Origin of the sequence: Mucilaginibacter dorajii (assembly GCF_024808255.1) — a bacterium.
Lineage (GTDB): Bacteria > Bacteroidota > Bacteroidia > Sphingobacteriales > Sphingobacteriaceae > Mucilaginibacter > Mucilaginibacter dorajii.
Genome location: NZ_JANTYS010000002.1, coordinates 431,778 through 451,214 on the forward strand (window position 1 = coordinate 431,778; position 19,437 = coordinate 451,214).

Annotated in this window: 21 protein-coding genes; 10 read left to right on the plus strand and 11 right to left on the minus strand. The window is 42.8% G+C overall.

What is annotated here, in order from left to right; translation table 11 throughout:
• Positions 1-54 precede the first annotated feature (54 nt).
• Positions 55-462: a GNAT family N-acetyltransferase gene (locus FHS10_RS03835; RefSeq protein WP_259087773.1), complete on the plus strand. Its 408-nt coding sequence runs from the start codon at positions 55-57 to the stop codon at positions 460-462.
• Positions 463-748: 286 nt separating this feature from the next.
• Here FHS10_RS03835 and FHS10_RS03840 read toward each other — a convergent pair whose 3' ends face one another.
• Positions 749-1,666: a DUF6340 family protein gene (locus FHS10_RS03840; protein WP_259087774.1), complete on the minus strand. Its 918-nt coding sequence runs from the start codon at positions 1,664-1,666 to the stop codon at positions 749-751.
• 268 nt (positions 1,667-1,934) lie between these two features.
• Between FHS10_RS03840 and FHS10_RS03845 the strand changes: the two genes are divergently transcribed.
• Both FHS10_RS03845 and FHS10_RS03850 read left to right on the plus strand, forming a co-directional pair.
• Positions 1,935-3,050, plus strand: a complete 1,116-nt coding sequence (locus FHS10_RS03845; RefSeq protein ID WP_259087775.1) for a M42 family metallopeptidase — start codon at positions 1,935-1,937, stop codon at positions 3,048-3,050.
• Between the two features lie 80 nt (positions 3,051-3,130).
• Positions 3,131-4,033 carry a nucleotidyltransferase family protein gene (locus FHS10_RS03850; protein WP_259087776.1) on the plus strand — a complete coding sequence of 301 codons (903 nt, stop codon included), beginning with the start codon at positions 3,131-3,133 and terminating at the stop codon, positions 4,031-4,033.
• 337 nt (positions 4,034-4,370) lie between these two features.
• Here the strand turns inward: FHS10_RS03850 and FHS10_RS03855 are convergent, their stop codons facing one another.
• On the minus strand, positions 4,371-4,757 hold the full coding sequence (locus tag FHS10_RS03855; protein WP_259087777.1) for a hypothetical protein: 387 nt from the start codon (positions 4,755-4,757) through the stop codon (positions 4,371-4,373).
• Positions 4,758-5,083: 326 nt separating this feature from the next.
• Between FHS10_RS03855 and FHS10_RS03860 the strand changes: the two genes are divergently transcribed.
• Positions 5,084-7,354: a glycoside hydrolase family 31 protein gene (locus tag FHS10_RS03860; RefSeq protein ID WP_259087778.1), complete on the plus strand. Its 2,271-nt coding sequence runs from the start codon at positions 5,084-5,086 to the stop codon at positions 7,352-7,354.
• A 297-nt stretch (positions 7,355-7,651) separates the two neighbouring features.
• Here the strand turns inward: FHS10_RS03860 and FHS10_RS03865 are convergent, their stop codons facing one another.
• From FHS10_RS03865 to hisS, 3 genes are all read right to left on the minus strand, one after another.
• The gene (locus FHS10_RS03865) at positions 7,652-10,075 is read right to left on the minus strand and encodes a zinc-dependent metalloprotease (protein ID WP_259087779.1); all 2,424 of its coding nucleotides are present in this window, start codon (positions 10,073-10,075) and stop codon (positions 7,652-7,654) included.
• Between the two features lie 94 nt (positions 10,076-10,169).
• Complete coding sequence (locus FHS10_RS03870) at positions 10,170-10,775, minus strand: DUF4142 domain-containing protein (RefSeq protein WP_259087781.1); 606 nt, start codon at positions 10,773-10,775, stop codon at positions 10,170-10,172.
• 198 nt (positions 10,776-10,973) lie between these two features.
• Entirely contained in the window at positions 10,974-12,350 is a 1,377-nt protein-coding gene (gene hisS, locus FHS10_RS03875; RefSeq protein ID WP_259087782.1) for a histidine--tRNA ligase, read from the minus strand.
• A 99-nt stretch (positions 12,351-12,449) separates the two neighbouring features.
• Between hisS and FHS10_RS03880 the strand changes: the two genes are divergently transcribed.
• Positions 12,450-13,007, plus strand: coding sequence for a GNAT family N-acetyltransferase (locus tag FHS10_RS03880; protein WP_259087784.1), 558 nt, complete (start codon positions 12,450-12,452; stop codon positions 13,005-13,007).
• A 175-nt stretch (positions 13,008-13,182) separates the two neighbouring features.
• A complete protein-coding gene (locus FHS10_RS03885; protein ID WP_259087786.1) occupies positions 13,183-13,437 on the plus strand; it encodes a hypothetical protein in 255 nt (84 codons plus the stop codon).
• Positions 13,438-13,471: 34 nt separating this feature from the next.
• On the opposite strand, the gene FHS10_RS03890 is transcribed toward FHS10_RS03885, so the two are convergent.
• The 5 genes from FHS10_RS03890 to fumC form a co-directional block, all read right to left on the minus strand.
• A complete protein-coding gene (locus tag FHS10_RS03890) occupies positions 13,472-13,618 on the minus strand; it encodes a hypothetical protein (RefSeq protein WP_259087788.1) in 147 nt (48 codons plus the stop codon).
• A 25-nt stretch (positions 13,619-13,643) separates the two neighbouring features.
• Positions 13,644-14,081: a low molecular weight protein-tyrosine-phosphatase gene (locus FHS10_RS03895; protein ID WP_259087790.1), complete on the minus strand. Its 438-nt coding sequence runs from the start codon at positions 14,079-14,081 to the stop codon at positions 13,644-13,646.
• 149 nt (positions 14,082-14,230) lie between these two features.
• Positions 14,231-15,025, minus strand: coding sequence for a S1/P1 nuclease (locus FHS10_RS03900; protein WP_259087791.1), 795 nt, complete (start codon positions 15,023-15,025; stop codon positions 14,231-14,233).
• A gap of 4 nt (positions 15,026-15,029) precedes the next feature.
• Complete coding sequence (locus FHS10_RS03905) at positions 15,030-15,605, minus strand: fumarate hydratase (protein ID WP_259087792.1); 576 nt, start codon at positions 15,603-15,605, stop codon at positions 15,030-15,032.
• A gap of 67 nt (positions 15,606-15,672) precedes the next feature.
• Positions 15,673-17,070 carry a class II fumarate hydratase gene (fumC, locus tag FHS10_RS03910; RefSeq protein ID WP_259087794.1) on the minus strand — a complete coding sequence of 466 codons (1,398 nt, stop codon included), beginning with the start codon at positions 17,068-17,070 and terminating at the stop codon, positions 15,673-15,675.
• 159 nt (positions 17,071-17,229) lie between these two features.
• On the opposite strand from fumC, the gene FHS10_RS03915 reads away from it, so the two are divergent.
• From FHS10_RS03915 to FHS10_RS03925, 3 genes are read left to right on the plus strand one after another with little or no spacing between them, the layout of a single operon-like run.
• Positions 17,230-17,526: a hypothetical protein gene (locus FHS10_RS03915; RefSeq protein WP_259087796.1), complete on the plus strand. Its 297-nt coding sequence runs from the start codon at positions 17,230-17,232 to the stop codon at positions 17,524-17,526.
• 45 nt (positions 17,527-17,571) lie between these two features.
• Positions 17,572-17,856 (plus strand): helix-turn-helix domain-containing protein, encoded by a 285-nt coding sequence (locus tag FHS10_RS03920; RefSeq protein ID WP_259087797.1) that lies wholly within the window; start codon positions 17,572-17,574, stop codon positions 17,854-17,856.
• A 27-nt stretch (positions 17,857-17,883) separates the two neighbouring features.
• Positions 17,884-18,024, plus strand: coding sequence for a hypothetical protein (locus FHS10_RS03925; protein WP_259087799.1), 141 nt, complete (start codon positions 17,884-17,886; stop codon positions 18,022-18,024).
• Between the two features lie 29 nt (positions 18,025-18,053).
• On the opposite strand, the gene FHS10_RS03930 is transcribed toward FHS10_RS03925, so the two are convergent.
• On the minus strand, positions 18,054-19,091 hold the full coding sequence (locus FHS10_RS03930) for a tetratricopeptide repeat protein (RefSeq protein WP_259087803.1): 1,038 nt from the start codon (positions 19,089-19,091) through the stop codon (positions 18,054-18,056).
• A gap of 130 nt (positions 19,092-19,221) precedes the next feature.
• Here FHS10_RS03930 and FHS10_RS03935 point away from each other — a divergent pair, with 130 nt between their 5' ends.
• Positions 19,222-19,434, plus strand: coding sequence for a hypothetical protein (locus tag FHS10_RS03935; RefSeq protein ID WP_259087804.1), 213 nt, complete (start codon positions 19,222-19,224; stop codon positions 19,432-19,434).
• Positions 19,435-19,437: the final 3 nt, after the last annotated feature.

A 19,437-nucleotide genomic window follows, 5' to 3' on the forward strand; every position in this document is an offset into this window, starting at 1 on the left:
AAACTTTTCGGCCCTCAAAAAACCTTTTACCTTTGGCCCTTCAGTTTTTAACCTATGATTAGTATCGAACAAATCCGTCCCGAACTTACCTGGAAGCTGCGGCAACAGGTGCTTTACCCGGCACAAACGGTGCGTGAAATGGGAATGGATGAAGATTATGACGGTCTCCATTTTGCCGCCTTCAAAGACAATTATATTGTGGGTGTGGTTTCCCTTTTTCAACGTGGTGATGATTTTCAGTTTCGCAAATTCGCGATAGATGAATCGGTACAAGGCTTGGGAATTGGCCGGCAATTACTTGATTATATTACCCGGTTTACCGTTATAAACGGAGGCAAACGCATCTGGTGCAATGCCCGGGTATCAGCACTTGGTTTTTACCAAAAATCGGGCTTTACCAATACAGGACAGGCATTTTCAAGGGGAGGTTTTGATTACGAAATATTGGAGAAAAGGCTTTAAATGTGCAGATTTTTTGTCTGAACCACGATTTATGGGATTAAGAGATTTACAGGATTTTTATTGTCTGAATCAGAATTTTCAGAATTGATAAATTAACAGAATTAAAAAACGATCTGCTTAATTGCAATCTAAATTATCGTATTTGTCCCTTTTTTCAAATCCTGGCAATCCTTTAATCCAACGAATCGTGGTTCAGAAAAAATCATTTTCAAATCTTCAAATTTCCAAATCCTCAAATAATTCTTTCATCTGCACATCTAAAATCCGCGCATCTGCACATCTACCCTTATTCTTTCATCAAATCAACAATCAGCGCGTTGGCAAAATCGTTGCGGTTTTTATCGTTTGATATCTTGGCGGTTTTAAGGGCTTCTTCAATATCGCCCTGGGCCTCATACACTACAGCCAGGTTATAGGCAGCTTTACTGGCTAATTTTTTATCAGGTCCATCAATTAATGGGTTCAGGATATTGAAGGCCAAATCAAATTTACCTGCCTTTATGTGGGCCACGCTTGATTCTAACATATCACCCCCTCCATAAAGCGGGCGGTCATTGGTTATCGAGTAAGGCAAATAATCTTTAAAAGCATCCAGGGTAGCATCTGCTGTGGCCCTGCTTAACGCGGGTATGCTGCTGCGGTACGTAGGCCGGTAAAACAGGGAAGAAAAACCGCCGTTATACGCCTCATCCTGCGGCACCTCGGCCATACCATTTAGTTTTTTCGAATAAATACCATTGCTTTCATACAAGGCAAAACGGGTTTTAACCTTGGTGGCATAGTATGTATAGGCCATGCCCTGGTTATAACTGGTTTCGGTGTAAACACCAGCGCTTACATCATTTAACACCAATACATAATTTGCCTTATACTTTTTTGCTAAAAACTTAACAGAATCGTCATTTGGCAGATAAGTTACCGAGTCGACCAGGTTAATGATACCCACCCTTGGCAAAAATTTTAACTGATTAGCCGCCGTGGTCAAAGCGGTAACACCCATCTTTTTCAAAACATTTACCCGTCTTGGATCTTTAACCTTGGATAAGGTGTCGGCGTTAAACTTGTTAACCACTACAATGGTTGAAGTATCCAAACTAAAACCCGTTTTAGGGCCGTAGTTAACCGGTACAGTTACGTATTGTACAACATCGCATGATGTTAAGCAGGCAATTACAGGGATAAAAAAAAGAAAGAACCGCTTCACGATTTGATAAGAATTAAATAACAAAACCAAAATTATAGTAAATAACCCACATTTACAGATTACTGTAAAACATACATTTAATGACAAAAAATTAATGAAAAGGTTTAATTGCTTGCATAATTAAAAAAAACATCAAATTACCTTACTTGAATATTAAATTAATAATAAAAACACACATTTGTTTCAAATATGGCAAGTTATTTCAATGTCATTTCCACGGGTTTACTATATTTGCTTTATTACATACTCATAGGTTACTAAAAATAACATGGCTAAAAAAAAATCTGATGCCTCACCGCATATTTCAATTGTAAACGAAACCTCGCTATCTTTTTTAGAAAAATATATCAATAACGCTTCGCCTACCGGTTTTGAATGGAAAGGCCAGGAACTATGGTTAGATTATTTAAAGCCTTACATTGATACCCATTATGTAGATAACTATGGCACTGCTGTAGGCATCATCAACCCAAAGGCCGATTATAAGGTAGTTATTGAGGCTCATGCCGATGAAATTTCGTGGTTTGTAAATTACATTACCAGCGATGGTTTGATATATGTGATCCGCAATGGTGGTTCTGATCACCAGATAGCGCCTTCAAAAAGAGTAAACATCCATACCGATAATGGCATTGTAAAAGCAGTTTTTGGCTGGCCTGCAATCCACACCCGTTTAGGCGGCGAAAAGGAAGAAGCCCCAACCCTTAAAAACATCTTTTTAGATTGCGGCTGTACTTCAAAAGAAGAAGTAGAAAAATTAGGCATCCATGTAGGTTGTGTTATTACCTATGAAGATGAATTCATGATCCTTAACGACCGTTATTATGTTGGTCGTGCGCTGGATAACCGTGCAGGTGGTTTCATGATTGCCGAAGTTGCCCGTTTATTAAAAGAAAACAACATTAAACTACCCTTTGGCTTATACATTGTAAACGCCGTGCAGGAAGAGATTGGCTTACGTGGTGCCGAAATGATAGCCCACAAAATAAAACCAAACGTGGCCATTGTTACCGATGTTACCCATGATACCCAAACGCCAATGATCAATAAAATCGTCCAGGGCGATTTGGCTTGTGGTCGCGGTCCTGTTGTATCATACGCGCCTGCGGTGCAAAACAACCTGAACAAACTATTGATAGAGACTGCCCAGAAAGCCGAAATTCCTTTCCAACGCCAGGCTTCGTCACGTTCAACAGGTACCGATACCGACGCCTTTGCATATTCAAATGATGGTGTACCATCGGCATTGATCTCATTGCCGTTGCGTTATATGCATACTACTGTCGAAATGATCCACAAAAACGATGTTGATAACGTGATCCGTTTAATTTATGAAACCTTGCTAAACATTAAAGCAGGTCAGGATTTCAGATATATCAAATAAAAATATTAAAACAATTTTCCCCCTAAACACTTATTCACCATTATCAAAAACAATATTAGATAAATACCCCACACATACTTATGAAACCAACACTTTTAATTTTGGCCGCCGGTATGGCCAGTCGTTATGGCAGCATGAAACAAGTTGACGGCTTTGGCCCCAATGGCGAAACTATTATTGATTACTCTATATACGATGCTATAAAAGCAGGTTTTGGTAAAGTAAGCTTCATTATCCGCGAAGAATTTGCTGATAACTTTAAAGCCATATTTGAACCAAAACTAAAGGGACGTATTGAAACCGACTACGTTTTTCAGAGCTTTGATCTTAAACCCTTCGGTATTGATAAAACCATTGAACGCGCTAAACCATGGGGTACTGCCCACGCGGTACTTGCAGCCCGTAACCAAATCAATGAACCATTTTGCGTGATCAATGCCGATGATTTTTATGGTTATGATTCATTTGAAAAAATGGCCAGATTTTTAACCAGCGAAATTACAGATGATACTTATTCATTGGTAGGCTACCAGATTGACCGTACGTTGTCTGATTACGGCTCGGTATCGCGCGGTGTTTGTAAAGTGAACGACGAAGGTAACATGGTAGAGATCAACGAGCGGACCGAAGTTTATTTTAAAGAAGACGGCAGCGTAGCCTATAAGGATGCAACAGGCGAACATCCATTGCCAAGCGACACCCGTGTATCAATGAACTTCTGGGGGTTTACTCCCGCTGTTTTCAAACAAAGCGAAGACATGTTCAGGAAATTTGTTGACGCTAATGAAAACAACCCTAAATCGGAATTTTTTATTCCTTTGGTTGCCGATGGGTTGATCAAAACGGGCGTTGCTTCATTCAAGGTTATCCCAACCGGCTCAAAATGGTTTGGCGTAACTTATAAAGAAGATAAGCCTATTGTACAAAAAAGTATTTCGGCATTGGTTGAAAACGGAACTTATCCGTCTAATCTTTGGGATTAGGGCCAATCACAAAACAGGCCATTGCGAGTTGTAAAATCCGCGGACTTTGAAGGGGAAAATGACGTAAAAACTGTCCTCTCCGCCCTGTCATTCTGAGGAACGAAGAATCTATTCGTGAACATACAGAGCGAACGAGCATGGTGTAGAATAGATCCTTCGTTCCTCAGGATGACAGTCGTTTTAAAACACGTCATGGGTAGGCATGAAGTAATCGCGAACTCTGCAAATCCGCCCTGTATAGTATGCGATTGCCACGCTGTGCTCGCAATGACATAGTTCATAAAACAAAAAATCCCGCCTTACAGCGGGATTTTTTGTTTCGTATATGGCATCCGGATTAGTCAACAAAGAAGAATTTCTTTTTGTTGTATTCATCGTAAACGTGAACAGTTTTGGTAACCACTTCATCGTTTGATCTGATCTCGAATTTGTAGTCGCCGTTATCAAGGCTGGTTAACACGTATCCTTTTGCAACTTCGGCTTTGCTTGGCAAAAAGTCTTCCATTAAAATATTGTTTGCCTGGTCAAAAATGGTTACGTATGATTTGCTTGCTTCGGCTTTTGAAATAATTACCGCAACACCACGCTCATGTTTTAATGAGGATACGGTGATCACGTCTTTAGTATCGCCGGTATGTGGTTTGGCGCTTGCAGCAGTTGTTGTAAAAATGCCTGCGCTTAATAATAATAATAATAATGCTGATAATTTGATTGAATTTTTCATGATCTTTTTTATTTTAAAATGCTGTTTTTAAATGTGTTTGTTAATTTCAATATCCAAAACAACAACATCTTTCCCTATCAAAAAAACGCAATAGACCGCCCCTTTATAAATATAGACGAACGGCAAATTGCAACCGGCAAAGCCTCACATCAACACTAATAATCAACCAATTACAGTTTAATGGCTTAAATCATGCGCTTCGTCGATAGTTTTGTTTTGCTCATCGGTTATAATTGGCACTTCACCTGTTTCACATTAAAAAAAACCAATGAAACCTACATGCGTTCCTTTTTTGTGCCCTGGTAATTAATAGGGCACTTTTTACTATGGAAACAGTAATAGCAGGTAACATTCAGGGCTTTAAACAGCAGGATGCTGTATTGATTATCAGTACAGCCGAAGCACAAGCAAGGATATACGTATATAGTCCAAGCATCATCAGGGTAACCATCAGCAAGAAACAGGAAGACGAGGATCCCTCCTACGCAGTGATCAGGGAACCATTGGCAGATTTTGACATAGATGAGTCTGCTGAATTTATCAAGGTAAACACATCAGCATTAAAACTCGTCATCAACAAATCGCCTTTAAGGTTCAATTTTTTTACTGCCGATGATAAGCCGCTAAGCCAGGACGATAACCGTTTTGGAACCAACTGGCAGGGCGACAGGGTGATTACCTACCGCAAGCTGTATCCTGATGAAAAGTTTATTGGCCTGGGTGAAAAAACCGGCGACCTGAACCGCCGCGGAACATCATACACCAACTGGAATACCGACGCGGTTGATTATGGCCTAAAATCAGATCCACTTTATAAAACCTTTCCTTTTTTTGTTGGCTTGCACAGCGGGCTTACCTATGGCTTGTTTTTAGATAATATCCACAAAAGCTATTTCGATTTTGGTGCCACTACTGACGATGAAATGAGCTGGTTTGGTGCCGATGGCGGTGATATGAATTATTACTTTTTTGGCGCGCAGGGCGTAGCCAAAATTATTGAAGATTACACCTGGCTTACCGGTCGCATGGAAATGCCCCCTTTATGGAGCCTGGGTTACCAGCAATGCCGCTGGAGTTATATGAGTGCCAAAGAGGTTTTAAAAATTGCCAAAACCTTCCGCAAAAAGAAGATCCCCGCCGATGTGGTTTATTGCGATATAGACTATATGGAAGGCTTCAAGATCTTTACCTGGAACAAAAAAACATTTGCCGATCCGAAGGGAATGATGGACGAACTCAAAGCAATGAACTTTCATCTGGTTACTATTGTTGATCCCGGTATTAAGATAGAGGAAGGATACCGGCAATATGATGAAGGCATAGCCAATGATTACTTTGCCAAATACCCCGATGGTGAAAACTATACCGGCTACGTTTGGCCGGGCCGTTGCCATTTTCCCGACTTTTTCAGGGATGATGTGCGCGAATGGTGGGGAGCGGCTTTTACGGCACTAACAGATGTTGGGGTTGATGGTTTTTGGAACGATATGAACGAACCCGCCGCCTGGGGTCAAAACATGCCCTGGCTGGTAAAGTTTGGTGATAAATATATGCCCGAAGTACGTAACGCCTACGGCATGCAAATGGCACGGGCCACTTATAATGGCACCAGAACAATCCTCAATAACAAACGACCATTTGTACTAACCCGCGCCGCATATGCCGGCACGCAGCGCTATTCGGCCGTGTGGACGGGTGACAATACCGGCACCGATGAACATATGTTATTAGGGCAACGCCTGGTAAACAGTTTGGGCATTACCGGCATCTCCTTTACCGGGGTCGATATCGGCGGTTTTAGCGGCAACCCAACACCCGGGTTGATGGTACGTTGGAACTCCCTGGGCGTTTATACCCCCATGTTCCGCAACCACGCCATCAAAGGCAGTAAAATGCGCGAGCCCTGGGAATGGGGCAAAGCCAATGAGCGGATCATCAAAAAAGATATTGAGCAGCGCTATCGCTTATTGCCTTATATCTATTCAGGCTTTTATCAATCCGCCTTAACCGGCTTACCCATCAGCCGCACCCTGGCCATTGAATTCCCTTTTGATGAAAAGGTTTATTACGAGCGTTTTCAAAACCAGTTTATGTTTGGCGATGCCTTACTGGTTGCTCCCGTTGAAAGCGATAAATTGACCACTGATGTTTATTTACACAAAGGTGATTGGTACCGCCTGAGTACCGATGAAAAATTAAAAGGCGGCAAAATTGTGAATGCGCCATCGCCATTAACAGACTTGCCCGTATTTGTAAAGGCAGGTGCTATAATCCCGATGCAGAGCGTTTTACAAAACACCACTGAAAAAGGCGATGGCATTTTGCAGTTGCACGTCTGGAACGGGAAAGCGGCTAATGAGTTTGTGTATTATGAGGATGATGGTAACAGCTATGATTACGAGAATGGCTTTTATTATAGAAGGACGATCCGTTTTGACCCTAAAGCAAAAAAAGTGACGCTATCGGCAGTGGTGGGAAATTTTGCATCAAGGTTTAGTAAGTTGAAAATGGTATGGCATGGGTTTGAGGAGATGAAAATCACGAAAAAACTGATTGAGCTTGAAAACGAACAGTTAGAAATATTTTATAACTTATAATGACGTCCATGTAAGTTATTGATTATCAAATATATTTTTTGTAGAGACGCAACATTTTGCGTCTCCCGCTATACAGAGCGGATTTGTGAGATTTTAAATTTGCGTGGTGCATTTGCATGCGGGAGACGCAAAATGTTGCGTCTCTACACAAGCGCGTTAACGATGTTATCACTATTTTTTTCAGGTTACCCCTGATGGATACTCACAATGACATAATAAACTTGATTATCAATCGATTAAACGATCTACCCAGATTTACGAAGTTTTAAAAACTTCGTAAATCTAAATAAACAAGAATTACTCCATCCCAATCGGCGAACCATCGGGCATATTCAAAGTATGTGCCGGTTCAAACTTATCAGGATTGTACTCAAATTGTTTGATCTCGGCTAAGCCGAAAAGCAAATTGGCTTTGCGGCTATCCGTGGCTGTAACAACCGCTGTTTGCATCCATTTTTTAAGATCATCTATTTGTAACAGGGCAATACCACGCACACTGGCCGGGGCATTGGTTGTTGCAGCAAGGGTAAGGATCTGTTTTAGCGTTAGGTTATTTACTAATCGCTGTAATTCGCCTTTATAGCCTGTTGGCTGCGGGACTTTCCAGGTTTGGGCTACCAGCTTGTTCAATACAGGCAGCAAACCGGGTTGTGTATTATCCCGTGATTGGTATTCTACTAAGCGTGCGGCACGTTCCGGTTGCAGCATAAATGAAAGTGTCGCACCAGCGGCAGATTCAGCAGCTGCCATAGGGTCAAAAGTCAGGCCGGTGTGTGATTTAAATGTTTCACGGGTACGCGGATATCCTATCGGCCTTGGCGGGATCATTGCTATCAGCTTTTCGGGCAGGGCAAGCGCATCGGGCGTTATGGTACCCATCAATGCGTTGAACGCTTTCCACTGTTCGGCTGGCGGCACAAAACGGGTAATGGTTTGTCCGTCGTTTTTTAAAGCGAAAGTATAATATAGCCCGCCTAACATTTTGGAGGTGGCTTCGGCCTGAAAGCGATGGATGAGGTACATCGGCACCAATACTTCTTCTAAAGTTGCCATTGGCGCATCCTGGCGGATGGCTTTTTCAGAAAAATTATCCAGTACATGTTTACGCAACACCATCAGCCTGTTCAGTTCATCGGCCGCGTTGGCACCGCTATCCCAAAGGTGGGCCTGCGGATGGGCGCTGCCTGCCGGGCGCGCATCATCGTCAGATATAAATAAAAAGCCCTGTTTTATTGTTTCGGTGATGATACCTTTTAAAGCGTCGTCCTCATTAGTACCATTCACAAAATCCTGGTAGCCGTAAAGAATAGCCCGTTTATCATATTCGCCAATTTCGGTGCGGTAAGCTTTACTCAGGTCGATAGTTCCATCGGTATTTAAGCTGATCACCGGTGGCGGGTAGTCCATGACAGAAGCCCTTCCGTTTACACTGGCCGTGAAGTTGTGCTGCAACCCTAAAGTATGGCCAACCTCATGGGCAGCCAATTGGCGCAAGCGGGCAAGGGCCAGTTTCAGCATTTTATCGCTGGTGGGTTTGCCGTCTTCATAAGGTTGCACCAGGCCTTCGGCAATTAAGAAGTCCTGCCTGTCGCGCAGCGAACCTAATGAAACCTGTCCTTTAATGATCTCGCCTGTGCGTGGGTCGGTAATCGATTCGCCATAACTCCAGCCCCGTGTTGAGCGGTGTACCCATTGGATGATATTGTACCTGATATCCATCGGATCTACATCCGCAGGCAGTAATTTTACCTGGAACGCGTTTTTATAACCTGCCGCCTCAAAAGCCTGGTTCCACCAGCTGGCACCTTCAATTAAAGCACTGCGCACCGGTTCGGGCGCACCACGGTCAACATAATAAACAATTGGATTTACAGGCTCGCTCATGGCTGCAGTTGGGTCTTTCTTTTGCAGGCGATGCCGGGTAAGCATCCGCTTCATGATCGGTTGGTCTATCGGTGTGGCATAGTCCATATAGTCCACATCATAATACCCGGATCTGGGGTCAAATTTGCGCTGCTTGTAATTACCGTCGGGCAGTTTAATAAACGATTGGTGCATCCGCACAGTAACCGCGTTAGCATCCGGCGTTACCGAACTGATCTCATATCCCTTGCCTTTACCGGCCAAAGTAATGGTAGCTTCAAACTCCGAATTATCCGGGAAATCCTTAGTATTTCGCAAATAAACCGCCGAGCGGCTTTCATCAAAGCCAAAACTGCCCTGGTTGTTATCATTTAGCCTGTCGGCTATTTTATGGCTGTCGCGCAGCAAAAAAGGCGTAAAATCTACCAATACTTTGTCACCGTCCTGGGCCAAAACCGTAGTACCCCAAATGGCCGATTGTGCAAAAGCCTCCTCCACAGATTTACGTTCATCTGCATTATCGCTAATGGCGCGGTAGCTATAGTTGGGTTGCACCAATAGTACTTTAGGTCCGCTTTTGATGAATTTAACGATGCGGCTGTTGCCGATCTGCCCACGATCAAGCCCCAAGTCGTTGGAGCCAACACCTGCCGGCAGGGAGTTTACGTATAGAAATTCCTGGTCGAACTTATCGATCTCCAGCAAGATCTTGCCCGATTTTTCATCCCAATAAAAATTGAAGTAGCCGGTGAATTTGGTGAGGTCTTTTATTTTGGTATCAAAGTCGTCGGCCTTTTGAGCTTTAACATTCAAAGAAGATGCCGTAGCGAAAAATAATAGGAGGAGAAGTTTTTTCATAGGGGCCAGTCATTAGCTAAGCCCTAAAATAAGCATAAAAACAGAAAGGAGGTACAATTACCTCCTTTACTGTTATTTATAAGATCAGCATTAATTATTTCATGCCTTTTTGGATAGCCTCAATTTCGGCCAGGTGGCTTTTTATGGTAGGCAATGTTTTGGCAGCAAAAGCTTTCAAATCGGCATCTTTACAATTTTTAGATGCATCTTCAAAAAGCGATTCTACTTTTTTGTGACCGCTAACCATAGCATCAACATAAGCTTTATCAAAATCGGCACCTGATTTTGCAGCCAGGTCGGCTTTCATTTTCTGATGATCGGCATCTGGCTCGTTTGGTAAGGTGATATTTTTAGTTTTGGCAATGGCCATTAACTCCTCATTGGCTTTGGTATGATCAGTAACCATCATCGCCCCAAAAGCTTTTACTTTAGGATTGGTTGCTTTTTCGCTGGCTAAAGTACCGGCTGCAACTTCGGCTAAACCTGCATTTGCAGCTCCTGTAGCAAATTTGGCATCGCCTTCATCAACCGCGATACCTTTTGCACCGGTAACACCGGCAGTATCTTTAGCAGCCATGGTAGATGTATCCTTAACGGCATTTACGCTATCGGCAACTTCTTTACTGTCTTTTGAACCGCCGCACGATTGAAACGATAAGGCAGCTATGGCCATCATCGCTATTAAACTTAACTTTTTCATAGTAGTGATATGTTGTTTTATTATTTACAACATATTTCTTTATGATAAGTTTCATTTTCTTAAAAGTAAAATAACAGAAAGAATCAAACAACCATGTCATTGCGAGGCACGAAGCAATCGCACGCGTTCAGGGTCGCCCTGTATAGTTCGCGATTGCTTCGTACCTCGCAATGACATATAAGTATATTGATTGGGCTTTTACCTCACCATCCTCTCCACAATCTCATCAACGGTAAGCTTTTCTTGTACGCCGCTGCTCATATCTTTAAAAGTGAGCAGGCCGCTTGCAATTTCATCGCCGCCGATCACTACGGTGTAGGGAATGTTTTTATTGTTGGCGTAATCTAATTGTTTTTTGATTTTGGCACCTGCGGGATAAAGCTCGGCATTTACGTTCTGCCTGCGAAGCTGTTGCAACAAGGGCAGTCCATAGGTTTCCCCTTCTTTATCAAAATTACAGATGAGCACTTTGGTAGTTTGGTTTGCGGTAGTTGGGAAAAGGTTTAATTCTTCCAACACGTCATAAATTCTATCGGCACCAAAGGAAATGCCTACCCCTGTCAGGCCTTTTAAACCAAACATGCCGGTAAGGTCGTCATATCTGCCGCCGCCGCCGATGCTGCCCATAGCTGCTTCGTTGGTTTTTACTTCAAATATGGCGCCGGTGTAATAGTTTAAGCCGCGGGCCAGGGTGATATCAAGCTCCAGCGTTGCGGTTTGCAGCGGGCAGCTTTGCAAGTATGTAAAAACAGTTTCTATTTCGTCGCAGCCTTTTAAGCCGGCTGCCGATTCGGCCAATGCTTCGCGCAGACTTTGCAGTTTTTCGGCATTGGTGCCTTGTAACAGGATCACCGGTTTTATCTTTTCAATATCGGCTTCGGTGAAGCCACGTTCCAATAACTCTTTAGTTACGCCATCCAAACCTATTTTATCCAGTTTGTCGATAGCCACAGTCAAATCAATGATGTTATCTCCTCTATTGATCAGTTCGGCAATGCCCGAAAGGATCTTGCGGTTATTGATCTTGATGGTAAAATCCTTCAGTCCTAATTTGCTTAAAGCTTCATCATAGATGAGCACAAACTCGGCCTCGTTCAATAATGAATCGGAACCAACTACATCGGCGTCACACTGGTAAAACTCGCGGTATCTGCCGCGTTGCGGCCTATCGGCACGCCAAACCGGCTGCACCTGGAAACGCTTGAATGGAAAAGTAATTTCGTTTTGGTGTTGTACAACGTAACGGGCGAATGGAACGGTTAGATCGTATCGGAGAGCTTTACCGGATATTAAGGGTGTCAGCTTTTTATAATCAGGGTTGAAATTTGATGAATCAATTTTGCCGTCTGTAACAAAATCACCTGTATTTAATATCTTAAATATCAGCTTATCGCCTTCCTCTCCATATTTACCGGTTAAGGTTTCCAGCTTTTCCATGGTTGGGGTTTCTATCTGCTGATAGCCGTATTTGCGAAAAACGCTTTTAATGGTATCAAAAATATAATTACGTTTCACCATTTCAACAGGTGAAAAATCGCGGGTTCCTTTAGGTACGGATGGTTTGATGGATGCCATGCGGCAAATGTACAAAAAAGCTTAAGCCCTCCCAACCCTCCCCACAACGGAGGGTTTTAAAGGTCTCCCCTACTGGGGGAGATTTAGAGGATGCTATAAATGACACAGTTTTTACTATACATTTCGCTTATTCATATATTTTTGAAAACCATGAACATTATCGCCCAAACGCCCCGCCTGCTGATCCGTGAATTTACTGCCAATGACGAAGCGCTTTCCCTGCTTATGGATGAGGATGAGCGCCTTACACAGTATGTAAAGAAACGTACCCCGGCCGAGGCTAAACAGGTTTTTAAGGATACCCTAAAGGATTATAAAAACAAAACAGGACTTGGTCGCTGGGGAATTTTTAACAAGGCTGATAATGATTTCATAGGTGTATGCATGCTAAAACCAAGCGAATCTGACCCGAACAGCATAGAACTGGGTTACCGCCTGCACCTCAAATACTGGGGCCAGGGCATCGCTACTGAACTATCCAACGCGCTCATTAACTACGGTTTTAACAAATTAGGGTTAATTGAAATTTGCGCGGTTACACATCCGCAAAATGCGGCATCGCAAAAGGTATTATTAAAAGCCGGATTTAAGCGTTGTGGTGAGGCTTTTTGGTATGGAGAGGATTTACCTTTATTTAAGGTAAGGAAAGCAGTTTAATTAGCCTCTTGCTTAATTCTGATTGCCATTGTGACAATCATACCAGCGCCTTCGCAAAGGCCGGAAAATACAACAATATTTAATTATAACCCACAAACATTGGCCCGCTCAATCGCCGCGGGGGGCTGTTACTTTTTCTTGATAAAAAGTAACCAAGACCGAGCAAAGCGAGATAATGAACGCCAATAAAAACAATTTACTGGTGAATAAATCAAGTCAGCAGAAATGCTTCTTTGCGCTCAAGGCCTCTGCCCTGCAAAACGGGCAAAACCTGGGCTGGAATTATTTTGCCCTCACACTCATTACCCCTGCCGCAAAAAACTTCCTATGCTCTGCCACCGCACAGCCCCGCATTGTTTTGCCCGTTTTCGCCCGAAGCCGCTCTGCTGACACATTTGGGAAGACGAAAACATCATCTATAGGTATTTAAATGATCGCTGCTAAAATCCTGTAATCCCTTAATCCTAAAAATCCCGGTTCAGACCAAAGCGATAGGGATCGGCGCGGATACCGGCCAATGAGCGTAATGCCTGCAGGCGTATGAGCATAGAGCCTGGGCCAAAGGCATCGCCATTATAAAACTTTATTTTGTCGTTCTCCCCTAAACTCAATCTAACCTAATCAACCCATTCTAACTTAATCAACCAACTTCTTAATAATCTCCTTACAACCGTTCTCTATCAACATAAAAACCGGTTCAAACTGGGCGTCATCATAATAGGGATCGGGTACTATTTTATCGCCGAGGAGCATGCTTACTTTTTTGGCGTCCTCATTATTGCGGGCCATATTGAGTACGTTGCTCAGGTTGCTTTTGTCCATCACAAAAATGTGATCGAACTCGTCGAAATCACTCTTTCTGAACAACCTGCAAACCTGCCTGCTGATGTCAACACCATGGTTACGCGCGGCGCGGATGGAACGCCGGTCTGGAGCTTCGCCAACATGCCAGTTGCCCGTACCTGCCGAATCGACCTCCCAACCAAGTCCCTGCTCATCGCTCAGGTGCTGCATAATACCCTCCGCCAGCGGCGACCGGCAGATATTGCCCAGGCATACCATTAGGATTTTCATTATTGTTGAAAGGTTGAAAAGTTGGAATGCTTTTAATGTTTATGAATTTTATACATAGGGCATTACGTTGCAGCAAGGTTGAAAAGCAGCAACTATTGAAATCGATAATAACCTTTCAACATTGCAACTTTCCAACCTTTAAACTAAAATCAACCAAATATCTGATTCAATACCCCGGCTAAACGTACGCCGGCTTTTAGCAATTGCTCGTTAAGGATGCCGATGTATTTAAAGTTGTATTTGTAGGTCAGGTTTTCACCTGGTTTTACGTCGGTGTATAGTTTGTCGGCAATCTGGTTGCTTTCAAGTAACCATTTACTGATCGGGTCTTTTTGTAAAGCTGCGCGTTGGGCTGCTGTAGTGTGGTTAACCATAGTGGCGTATTCGGTATAGCTTAGTTGCTGGTTATCTATCAGCTGGCTATCCCAAACCGAGTGCAGGTTACTATCCTTGCCAAACCATTGTACTTTAACATCGTTACCGCCTTTATCGCTGGTGTGGCCGGTGTGCAGGGGCTGGTGTACATCCTCTACAATGTGGATCAGCATACGCAGGTAAAGCAATTTATTAGTTTTAGTGGTACCCGGCTTTTTAAGCTCGGCTATCAAAAAGTTCATTTTGGTATAGGCATCGGTAGCGGTATCGGCCTTTAAATAGGTTTGCAGCTCGGGGTAAGTATAAACTTTATCCAGGTCGATAAAATGCCAGTTGTACAGGTAGCTGTAGGCCGGATCTGATTTTATAAAATCGGCCCAGTTGCTGGTAATGGCGATGGACTCGTTGCCCAATATGGCCTGTATGGCTTTGCGGGCTTTGGGGGTTAAATAGCTATCTGCTATCTGGCCGCATATGCGGTGACCGTTGGTTCCCCAAGCCATACTTTGCATTGGCAGGTAGCATACTGCTACAAACAGGGTGATTTTTTTTAAAATGGAAAGTTTCATGTTTTTACAATGGTTTTGGGATGCAATTGGTTCTTTTAACTAAACGCGCGTTTATAGGTATTACGTTTGATGTACTGGTGAACTGAATAAGCGAATCTTTGATCTGCTTTACTTTAAAAAACTCTTCATAGTCGCCATAACGGAAACAGGTTTTCTCGTCTTTATAGCCACCGTTGGCCGTACAAAATTCGCCTTTAAGATGCAGGGTGTCCTGCTTTTGGGTGTAGGTACCTTTAATGTACTCGGCCCAGTGGCCGCTGCCCATGCAGGTATCGGCACCGTAATTCACTTTGCTTACTGTGCTCACCTTCATAAAAAATGAATCGCAGCTAAATTTCAGATCATATAACGAATAGGTAACCAAACGCTTTTGCGCCGGCACCGAGTCCTGCTTCCACTCGCCCTGTAAATATTTGATGCCCGGTTTTTGATAATCGGGATTCATAGTACAGGAGCCGAAGGCCAAAAGCAGAAAGCAGAAAGCAAAAAGGTAAAAGGCTTTTAAGCTGAAGGCCGAAGGCTGAAAGCTAAAAGCAGAAAGGTGAAAGCTGAAAGGCCAAAGGCGAAAGGTCTTTTGCATATGTTGAATGCTATTCAAAGCAGATAATCAAGAACCCTCTCCTTTGGAGAGGGCAGGGTGAGGCTTCTTATTTTAAGCTTCCTATCATATTTTCGGGGCGTACCCACTCGTCAAACTGTTCGTTGGTTAGTAAACCAAGTCCGATTGCGGCTTCGCGTAACGATAAGTTTTCTTTTAACGCGGTTTTGGCAATTTTGGCGGCATTTTCATAACCAATGTGCGGGTTAAGTGCTGTAACCAGCATCAGTGAGTTTTCGAGGTGTTTTTTAATACCAGCGTAGTTTGGTTCGATACCAACCGCGCAATGATCATTGAATGAAACACATGCATCACCAATTAAACGGGCCGATTGCAGAAAGTTGGCCGCCATAACCGGTTTAAATACGTTCAACTCGTAATGACCGTTTGAGCCACCGATAGAAATGGTTACATCGTTACCCATTACCTGTGCAGCTACCATGGTAACAGCCTCATTTTGGGTTGGATTAACCTTGCCCGGCATAATAGATGAACCTGGTTCGTTATCGGGGATATGGATTTCGCCAATGCCAGAACGCGGACCAGAAGCCAGCATCCTGATATCGTTAGCAATTTTCATTAACGACACCGCTATTTGTTTTAAAGCACCATGGCTTTCCACAATAGCATCATGAGCGGCTAATGCCTCGAATTTATTTTCGGCAGTGATGAATGGCAGACCGGTAAATTCAGCAATGTATTCGGCAACTTTAATGTCATAACCTTGTGGCGTGTTAATACCGGTACCTACTGCTGTACCACCAAGGGCAAGCTCGGAAAGGTGATCTAATGTATTACGTAGCGCTTTTAAGCCATGGTTTAATTGTGATACATAACCAGAAAACTCCTGGCCCAGGGTAAGCGGCGTAGCATCCATCAAATGGGTACGACCGATCTTTACCACATTTTTAAAGGCCTCAACTTTAGCCTGCAAAGTATCGCGCAGCTTTTCAATCCCCGGGATGGTTACATCAATCAGGACCTTGTAAGCCGCGATGTGCATAGCCGTTGGATAGGTATCGTTTGATGATTGTGATTTGTTGACATCATCATTGGGGTGGATGAAGGTTTTGCCTTCGCCCAATTTGTTGCCCTGTAATACGTGCGCGCGGTTGGCAACAACCTCGTTCACGTTCATGTTTGATTGCGTGCCCGAGCCTGTTTGCCAGATCACCAGAGGAAATTCTGATGCCAGCGCACCTGTTAAGATCTCATCACAAACCTGTGCTATCAGGTCGCGTTTTTCGGCAGATAGTACACCTAAGTCGGTATTGGTATAAGCGGCAGCTTTTTTTAGATATGCAAACGCGTCGATGATCTCTTTGGGCATTGATGCCTCGGGACCAATTTTAAAGTTGTTGCGTGAACGTTCTGTTTGTGCTCCCCAGTATTTATCGGCAGGTACCTGTACCTCGCCCATGGTATCGTGTTCGGTTCTGAAACTCATGCTTGTATTAAAATTTTGCAGGGCAAAGTTATGCTTTTATCTGATGCGGGGGAAAGGCAAATGGTAATCTTTTTGTGATGGAAGGGTTTGCTTATACCTAACATCTATTTGAGTTTTCAAACAACACCGTAACCTTGAATACATTATTTATATTTGAAAATGGAATATGAAGTACATGCATATTTAGGAACAGTTTGTATTGGCAATGATTTGAGCGATAAATATACTGTTGGTGAAAAGCGCGCAATCTTATTTTATCTAAAAGCAGACGAAGGTTCATCCTACGACGAAATTAAAGCTGAAGATATGATCATCAATCTTGGGTTTGTCAATGTAGAATTTTCAAAGATTGGCAAGATAAGCCATGAAAAGGCCTCAGTTGGAAGTAATAAGGAATATTACTACGATGCCATAGAATTTGGTTCCGCATTAGTACTATATACTGATCCGATTTAAATAGTGGTAACCGCATTTAGCGATGATCGGATTGAAACACATAACATGGAAACAGCCGTAATGAAATATACCATCATCAAAACCAAACTTCAATACGATCAATATTGTGATCAATTGGGAACGCTATTGACTGTAGAAAATACCGATGCATTGCAGGACGAAATAGACTTGTTAACGCTACTCATAGAAAAATACGACGAAGAGCATAATACTTTTAAAGAAACCGATCCGATAACTTTATTACGATCTTTCATGCACGATCATCATTTAAAGCCGCAGGATATGACCGTGATACTGGGAATTGGCAAGGGTTACGTATCTGATATTTAAAATTATAAAAAAGGACTATCAAAAGATGTGATCAGAAAGCTGGCCGATCATTTTAAAGTACGCCAGGAAGCATTTAACCGCCCCTATAAACTGATATCGCCCATCAACGCCCATTTGCGTAACGCCAGTGTTATGAATACCACTAAGGAATTGCAATACGCCAAATAGTAAAGGCAAATCTATTTAACACCAATACCTCAGAACTCCCTTTTGGTGGCCGTCGCCCAGGCATCAAGTGCAGATAGTTTGGCATTATTATCCTTAAACCATTGTAAATTTTCGTCTTTATAAGCGCTCAAGCTAATAAGTCGGGCAAAAGCTTCCATATTATCGGTTTCGGCAAGTTTGCCAAAGTAGTCGGCATAGTATTTCCAGAAAAAGTCTTTGGTAGCAACTTTGGCCGATTCCTTAGACGTTGTAGTAAACACCATCTTCAATTCGTTGGTAAGCCGCTCCTGGGTACTGCCTGCCCCAACTTTTTCCAATGCCTTACTTGCAGAGGCTGCCATTACTATTGATGATTCGGCAAAAGACATTGGTGTTATATCTTTGGTGTTTTTATCAGTGGTTATCACAATTTCTTTCTGATCGGCACCTGCTGCAAATATTTTATCAATATAATCGTAAGCTTCTGCCGAGCGCTTGGTTTGGGGCTCAAGCAACAGGAAACTGCAAAAAGCCATTAAAGAACAAAGCCTTTTATTTTGTCCAAGTACAGCCAAAGCGTAGGTGCGCTGGCTGCTGGCATGTTTAGGATCAAGTTTGATTGCCTCAATGGCATAAGCTTCCGCCTCGGGGTATTTTTTTTCGCGCAGGTAAGTTATGGCCAGGTTGTAGTGCAGGCGCTGGTAACCTGGCGCTATGGTAAGGCCTTTTTTATAGTATTCTATGGCTTTATCAACTTGCTTATTATCATCATAAATACTACCGAGCATATCATAAGCAGCGCCCGATGATGGATCTAACTTCAGCAGTTTCTCTAAATAAGGAATAGCCTCCATCCCCTTACCGCTGGAAAACAAGGTAAAACTAATTTCGTGGTAGGCGTTTGAGTAATCGGGGTCAATTTTCATTGCCTCTTTGTACTTGGCGATGGCTTCATCGTACTTGCCAGCATCGTGTAAGGCAATACCTTCGGTAACCAGCGTTTTGGCTTGCTCCTTAACCTGTGCAAAAGCAACAGACGAAAAAACAGACAATAAAATAAGCAGCAGGAATTTGTGATAGGTTTTCATGCTTAAATTTAAGTAGATGATTTAACAAAAAGAAACTCCATTAAAATTTTCTCTCATGCTATCTATTTAGCACATTTTCTATTGTCGTATTTTTTTTGTTAATTTTGTAGTGTTACCAGTTTATCAGATCATGTATTCAGAAGCGAGAAAACTACATTTAATTGAAGCGATGCTTAAAGTAAAAAGTGAGTCGGTATTGATCGCTTTAGAAAATATTTTAAAAAAAAACGAAGTAAAAACAGCATCTTCAAAATCGAGCATCTATGATTTTGTGGGCATTTTTTCTGAAAGCGAAGCTAGCCTCATGAATGATTCCATAGAGGAAGCAAACTCAATTAGCTAATAC

What these genes read in the sequence shown, in the direction of transcription:
- FHS10_RS03855 (WP_259087777.1), bottom strand. Translation starts at nt 4,757, where the DNA reads ATGAAAAATTCAATCAAATTATCAGCATTATTATTATTATTATTAAGC.
- FHS10_RS03930 (WP_259087803.1), bottom strand. Translation starts at nt 19,091, where the DNA reads ATGAAAACCTATCACAAATTCCTGCTGCTTATTTTATTGTCTGTTTTT.
- FHS10_RS03915 (WP_259087796.1), top strand. Translation starts at nt 17,230, where the DNA reads ATGGAATATGAAGTACATGCATATTTAGGAACAGTTTGTATTGGCAAT.
- FHS10_RS03920 (WP_259087797.1), top strand. Translation starts at nt 17,572, where the DNA reads ATGGAAACAGCCGTAATGAAATATACCATCATCAAAACCAAACTTCAA.
- FHS10_RS03850 (WP_259087776.1), top strand. Translation starts at nt 3,131, where the DNA reads ATGAAACCAACACTTTTAATTTTGGCCGCCGGTATGGCCAGTCGTTAT.
- FHS10_RS03905 (WP_259087792.1), bottom strand. Translation starts at nt 15,605, where the DNA reads ATGCAAAAGACCTTTCGCCTTTGGCCTTTCAGCTTTCACCTTTCTGCT.
- FHS10_RS03885 (WP_259087786.1), top strand. Translation starts at nt 13,183, where the DNA reads ATGAACGCCAATAAAAACAATTTACTGGTGAATAAATCAAGTCAGCAG.
- FHS10_RS03880 (WP_259087784.1), top strand. Translation starts at nt 12,450, where the DNA reads ATGACACAGTTTTTACTATACATTTCGCTTATTCATATATTTTTGAAA.
- FHS10_RS03935 (WP_259087804.1), top strand. Translation starts at nt 19,222, where the DNA reads ATGTATTCAGAAGCGAGAAAACTACATTTAATTGAAGCGATGCTTAAA.
- fumC (WP_259087794.1), bottom strand. Translation starts at nt 17,070, where the DNA reads ATGAGTTTCAGAACCGAACACGATACCATGGGCGAGGTACAGGTACCT.
- FHS10_RS03865 (WP_259087779.1), bottom strand. Translation starts at nt 10,075, where the DNA reads ATGAAAAAACTTCTCCTCCTATTATTTTTCGCTACGGCATCTTCTTTG.
- FHS10_RS03845 (WP_259087775.1), top strand. Translation starts at nt 1,935, where the DNA reads ATGGCTAAAAAAAAATCTGATGCCTCACCGCATATTTCAATTGTAAAC.
- FHS10_RS03900 (WP_259087791.1), bottom strand. Translation starts at nt 15,025, where the DNA reads ATGAAACTTTCCATTTTAAAAAAAATCACCCTGTTTGTAGCAGTATGC.
- hisS (WP_259087782.1), bottom strand. Translation starts at nt 12,350, where the DNA reads ATGGCATCCATCAAACCATCCGTACCTAAAGGAACCCGCGATTTTTCA.
- FHS10_RS03860 (WP_259087778.1), top strand. Translation starts at nt 5,084, where the DNA reads ATGGAAACAGTAATAGCAGGTAACATTCAGGGCTTTAAACAGCAGGAT.
- FHS10_RS03895 (WP_259087790.1), bottom strand. Translation starts at nt 14,081, where the DNA reads ATGAAAATCCTAATGGTATGCCTGGGCAATATCTGCCGGTCGCCGCTG.
- FHS10_RS03835 (WP_259087773.1), top strand. Translation starts at nt 55, where the DNA reads ATGATTAGTATCGAACAAATCCGTCCCGAACTTACCTGGAAGCTGCGG.
- FHS10_RS03870 (WP_259087781.1), bottom strand. Translation starts at nt 10,775, where the DNA reads ATGAAAAAGTTAAGTTTAATAGCGATGATGGCCATAGCTGCCTTATCG.